Source organism: Frankia sp. CeRuru1, assembly GCF_977966315.1.
In genome coordinates this window covers 1-5,180 of the sequence record NZ_CDWWEW010000320.1, presented here as the reverse complement: position 1 = coordinate 5,180, position 5,180 = coordinate 1, and the positions used below count along the sequence as shown (strand labels likewise).

Annotated in this window: 4 protein-coding genes; 1 reads left to right on the top strand and 3 read right to left on the bottom strand. The window is 68.8% G+C overall.

Annotated elements, in window-relative coordinates; translation table 11 throughout:
• Positions 1-1,383, bottom strand: a 1,383-nt coding sequence (locus AC08OP_RS19175; RefSeq protein ID WP_476615451.1) for a serine/threonine-protein kinase, incomplete at its 3' end; no start/stop codon positions are given.
• Between the two features lie 139 nt (positions 1,384-1,522).
• Between AC08OP_RS19175 and fxsT the strand changes: the two genes are divergently transcribed.
• Complete coding sequence (gene fxsT / locus AC08OP_RS19170) at positions 1,523-4,105, top strand: FxSxx-COOH system tetratricopeptide repeat protein (RefSeq protein ID WP_476615450.1); 2,583 nt, start codon at positions 1,523-1,525, stop codon at positions 4,103-4,105.
• Here fxsT and AC08OP_RS19165 read toward each other — a convergent pair.
• Both AC08OP_RS19165 and tnpA read right to left on the bottom strand, forming a co-directional pair.
• Positions 4,102-4,548: an SRPBCC family protein gene (locus tag AC08OP_RS19165; protein WP_476615449.1), complete on the bottom strand. Its 447-nt coding sequence runs from the start codon at positions 4,546-4,548 to the stop codon at positions 4,102-4,104. The two genes, fxsT and AC08OP_RS19165, sit on opposite strands and share 4 nt — an antisense overlap.
• A 388-nt stretch (positions 4,549-4,936) precedes the next feature.
• A partial coding sequence (gene tnpA / locus AC08OP_RS19160) for an IS200/IS605 family transposase (protein ID WP_476615448.1) occupies positions 4,937-5,180 on the bottom strand: 244 nt, incomplete at its 5' end.

Below are 5,180 nucleotides of genomic sequence, written 5' to 3'. Positions count from 1 at the left end.
GGGCGGGCGCGGGACCGGGGCGGGGCGGTCCGCCGACCCGGCCGACCCGATCGGGTCCGGCTCGCCGGCCGTGTCCGGTGGGCCGGGCAGGCTCGGTGGGCCGGCGGGCAGGCTTGGCGGGCCGGGCAGGTTCGGTGGCGGCGGGGCCGACGCGGGAAGCATGGTGGAGAGATCGTCGAGGAACAGGTCATCGAGCTCGGCAGCAGCGATCCTGACGGCGACCGAGTCCCACGCGGGTAGCCTGGACGACCCGGCCGGCCTGGCCTCGAGGCCAGGCAGCCGCCCCGGCGGTAGCGGAGGTGGTTCCGTGACCACGCTGTCCGCGTCTCCTCGCACGGTGACCGCGTCCGGCCCGAGGGTGTCCGTTCCCGCGGCGGCGTCCGTTCCCGCGGCCGCGAAGGCGGACCTGGTGAACGCGGGGATGGTCGGCGCCAGATCATCCGCTAGCCGAGGGCTCGCTTTGTTCCCCCGGCGCAGGATCGCGGACAGCGGATTTCGCGGGGCCGACGGGGACGCATGGGAACCTGGCGCTGGCGCGGCCGACTCCCTGATGTGGTCACTGAGGAAGATCGGGATCGCGGCCAGGGTCAACCAGTTCCGGGTCAGTTCCGCCGCCGCTGCCCGGGCGAGTTCCACCGCGAAGATCTCGGCGGACCGCGGCCGTTCGGACGGATCCTTCGCGAGGGTGCGCGCGACCGCCTCGCGGATCCGCGGTGGCACACTAGACGGCAGGGCCGGTGTGGCTTCGAGGTGCAGGCGGCCCAGTTCCGCGACTCCGATTCCGCGTGTGTCGAAGGCCGGGCGACCGGCCAGGAGCTCGAACATGACCAGTCCGAGCGAGTACAGGTCCATGGTCGGGCCGAGTGGCTTTCCCCGCCATTGCTCCGGGGCCATGTAACGCGGCGTGCCAGCGAAGTTGTCGGTCCTGGCGGTGCCGTCCTCGGTCATCCTGGCGATGCCGAAGTCCGTCATCTTCGGCATCCCGCTCTCGGCGAACAGCACATTCTCCGGCTTGACGTCCCGATGCAGGATTCCCGCGCTGTGCGCGGCATCGAGTGCGCCGGCGAGCGCCAGGCCCAGGGCGCATGCCGTCTCGATCCGCAGCATCCTGTGCCGGAGGATCTGGCCCAGTGTGCCGCCCGCGAGCAGCTCCATGACGATGGCCACGCCGTTGTCGGCCTCGACGTAGTCGTAGACCTGCACGACGTGCGGGTGGTCGAGGGCGGCGAGCATGCGCGCCTCGCTGTCGAAACTTTCAGTGCTGGATCGGTCACCTTGGATGACCTTGATTGCCACCTCCCGGTCAAGTCGCCGATGCCGAGCCGCGATGACCAGGCCGGAACCGCCTTGGCCGAGGACCGTACCGATCTCATAAGCTGGCAAAGCCGTACCCAGCCAGTCCCCGATGAAGATCAATCTAACCCCAGTCGTGCTCCGCTTCCCCTGGCATCGATTATTCTAATCGGATCTCGATCAACCACTGTGGTCGTTGCGGCTGTTCGGGCAGGGGGAGAGCGGACGGATGCGCGAGGGACCTGGTCGGCGCGCCAAAATCTTCATTAGTTACGCTCGGCGCGATCGAGCCTGGGCGGAATGGATTGCCTGGCAGCTCGAACACATCGAGACGAATCCGTTCGCTGTCGAACTCGACGTGTGGGACTGGGCCGCGGGGCGCAACTTCGTCGCGGCGATGAGCAGTGCGCTCGGCCAGGCCGATCATGTCGTCGCGGTCTTGTCCCAGGCTTATCTCGAATCCGGGGATTACGCCATCGAACAGTGGGCCGACGCGCTCGTCCAAGACGACGGGAAACGCGACCGGCTGATTCCGGTGCGTATCGAGCCGATGCGTTCCCCACCCCTGCTGCGGGCCAGAATCCAGGCCGATCTGTCGGGCGTCGACGAGGCCACGGCCCGGCAACGGCTGTTCGAGGCCGTGCGCGGTCCGCAGCGCCCCACGGCGGCGCCCGATTTTCCTGGTCCGATCGCCCCGCCGGGGGGTGCCGAGGCCGAGGATGTCTCCACCGGACCGCGCCTGCCCGGCGCGTTGCCGCCGATCTGGAACATCCCACCGGCGAACCCGGACTTCATCGGCCGGGACCACGTGCTCGTCGAACTGCGTGAGCGGTTGCTCTCGGGCGGCACGGCGATGATCCAGGCGCTGCACGGCCTGGGCGGGGTGGGAAAATCCCAGCTTGCCATCGAGTACGCGCACCGGCACGCCGGGGCCTATGACATCGTGTGGTGGGTCTCCGCCGAACAGCCGACCTTTCTCCAGAAGCAGCTTGGCGATCTGGCCCTTCAGCTCGGCAGCCAGGCAGAGCCGGCGCCGGGCGAAGGGGCCCTCGCCCTGGTGAATCGGCTGAGCGCGGGGCGCCGTTGGCTGCTCATTCTTGACAACCTGCCCGGCCCGATGGAGCCGGCTTCCTATCGCGCCGACGGGCGTGGCCACGTCATCATTACCTCCCGCAATCCAGCTTTCCAGGATTCGGCCGGCCGAATCGAGGTCGGCCTGTTCGAGCGGGCGGAGTCCATCAAACTGTTGCGCGCCCGGGACGCTTCGCTGAGCGTGGCGGACGCTGACCTCCTCAGCGAGACGCTGGGTGATCTCCCACTCGTACTCGCGCAGGCCGGTTCCTGGCTGGCGGAGACCGGAATGAGTATCGAGGAGTATCTCGGACTGCTGACCACGCATACTCAGTTGATATTGAGTGAGGGGCGGGCACTGCACTATCCGCAATCCTTCGCGGCGAGCTGGAGAGTAGCCATCGAACGGTTGGAACGGGAGAACCCGGCCGCCGTTCACCTGCTCCGGCTCGCCGCGTTTCTGGGCCCCGATCCGCTGCCGCTGACCTTCATCTCCAAGGCGGTCACGGCCACGAGCGAGCAGCCCGGCGACGATCGGGCCGGCGATGCCGACCCGATCGTTTTTCATCGGACCGTCGCGCATCTGCGCCGCTATGGTATTGCCCGGGTATCCGGCCGGGCGATCCAGTTGCACCGCCTTGTGCAGGCGGTTCTGCGGGACCAGGTCGAGCCGATCGAACGACCGGTGCTCCGGGAGCGAGCCTGGGAGCTACTCGCCGCGACCGACCCCGGCAATCCGGATGACCCGGCCAACTGGTCGTACTACGCCGACGTGCTGCCGCATCTGCTGTCGGCCGATCATATCGCCGTCGACAGTCCGGGTAGCCGGGCCCTCGTCATGAACGCCGTCTGGTATCTCGCCGCACACGGGAACTACAAGAGCGCTCACCGGATCGCGCAGCAGGCCTATCTGCGTTGGCGTGTGCTGCTCGACCCGGATGATTATCATCAGGCCTGGGTGCGCAACCAGCTGGCCAAAGTGGAGCGTTCCATCGGCGAATTCCCGGCCGCCAGGGTTTTCGATGAGGAGGCTCTGGAGCTTTGCCGGCGCACACTGGGCGACGACCACCCGGACACCCTCGTCTCGGCGAACAACCTCGCCGTCGACCTCAGCGGAGCCGGTCAGCATTCCGAGGCTCGGGAGCTCGACGAGGATACCTGGGAACGGCGTAAGCGGATCCTCGGCGAGTCACATCCGCAGACGCTCGGGTCCGCCAACAACCTCGTCGCGGACCTTGCCGCACTCGGCGAGTACGAGCGTGCCTTCTGGCTCTCGGTCGAAACGTTGGATCGTTGCGAGCGATCGCTGGGAAACGACCATCCACTCACGCTCGCGACAGCCGCGAACCAGGCATATGTCCTGAGCGCGGCCGGTCAGCACGAGGACGCCCGCCTGCTGGAGGAGGACACCCTCGGCCGCCGGCGCAAGGTGCTGGGCGAGGATCATCCGTTGACCCTGAGTACGGCCAGCAACCTGGCCCACGTCTTGAGCAGCCTGGGCCGACACGAGGACGCCCGGCGCCTCAACGAGGACATTCTTCTGCGCCGTCGGCGGGTCCTGGGCGAGGATCACCCGCATACTTTGGCCTCGGCTCAGGACCTTGCCCACGACCTGACCCACCTCGGCGAGCACGAACAGGCGGAGCTACTGCTCACTCAGACGGTGCTCGGCGACCGTCCCGTGCCTGATTCGCCGCCACGGCCGAAGCCGACCCTGCACCGCTCGGCGGCCGAATTCTAGCCCCCGGAATGTCCGGCGACCTTGTCCAGGACCGCGGTGTGCAGCTTGCGGACGCCGATGGGGGCGAACGTGCGCTCGAAGAAACCACCGACACCGCCCGCGCTGTCCCAGGTCGTCGTCGCCGTGACCAGGCTCTGGTCCGGCCCGGCGCCGGGGACGACGTGCCAGCGGGTGCGCAGCGAGGAGTTCTGGTCCGCCTCGACGAGAGTGCTCGCATCGGGGGCGGAGACGGTCGCGTCGATCTGACGCACCCGCTTGCGGGTTGCCTGGAGCCGATAGGCGATGCGGGTCCCGGCACCGTGGCCCCCCGCCAACACCCGGTACTCGGAGACGTTCTCCGGCCAGGCTCGGGCGCGGGCGCCCTGGTAGTCCGCGAGCTTCGCGACAACCTGCTCGGGGGTGCCCGGCACGGCCTGCCTGACGACGACCTCGATCTGTCCCACCAGGTCCTCCTTCCTCGCTCCGGCCGGCTCTCGGCCGAAGCCCGCGTTCCTCCCGGTCGCCGTGCCCATCCGGGAGAGAACCCGTGGAGCGATGGGCGGGCCGCCAGGCTCGCGTGCCCCTGACCGTCTCATCTGGCCCGGCGCCCGTCGCCCTCGCCCGTCGCGCTTCCCGTCTTGATGGGCGCCGAGCGGCGCAGTTGATTACTTAGAGTTACAGTCGGCGGGCAGGTGGACGCCCACCAGATCGGCCAGATCGCGCGCCACCGGGCCGAGCGTGGCGAGCGCCGCCGAGAGCGTCGGGGACCGCTACCCTGACGCGGGCCGGTGCTCCGGCCTTCAGGCTGGGGGTGAAGGCCTGCGCGGGAGGGCCGCCAGGTCCGAGCGTGTCCTAGACGGGACGGGTCTGCTGCTCGATGTACTGGCGGACGGCGGTCAGCGGCGCCCCGTCGACCGATCCGGCGAAGTAGGAGCCGGACCACAGCCGGTTCGCGCGCCAGTAGTGGCGGGCCAGTTCAGGGAACTCCTGGCGCATCCGCCGGGACGACACTCCCTTGAGGCTGTTGACCAGCCGGGACAGTGCGACCTTCGGCGGGTAGTTGACGAGCAGGTGGACGTGTTCGCCTTCGCCGTTG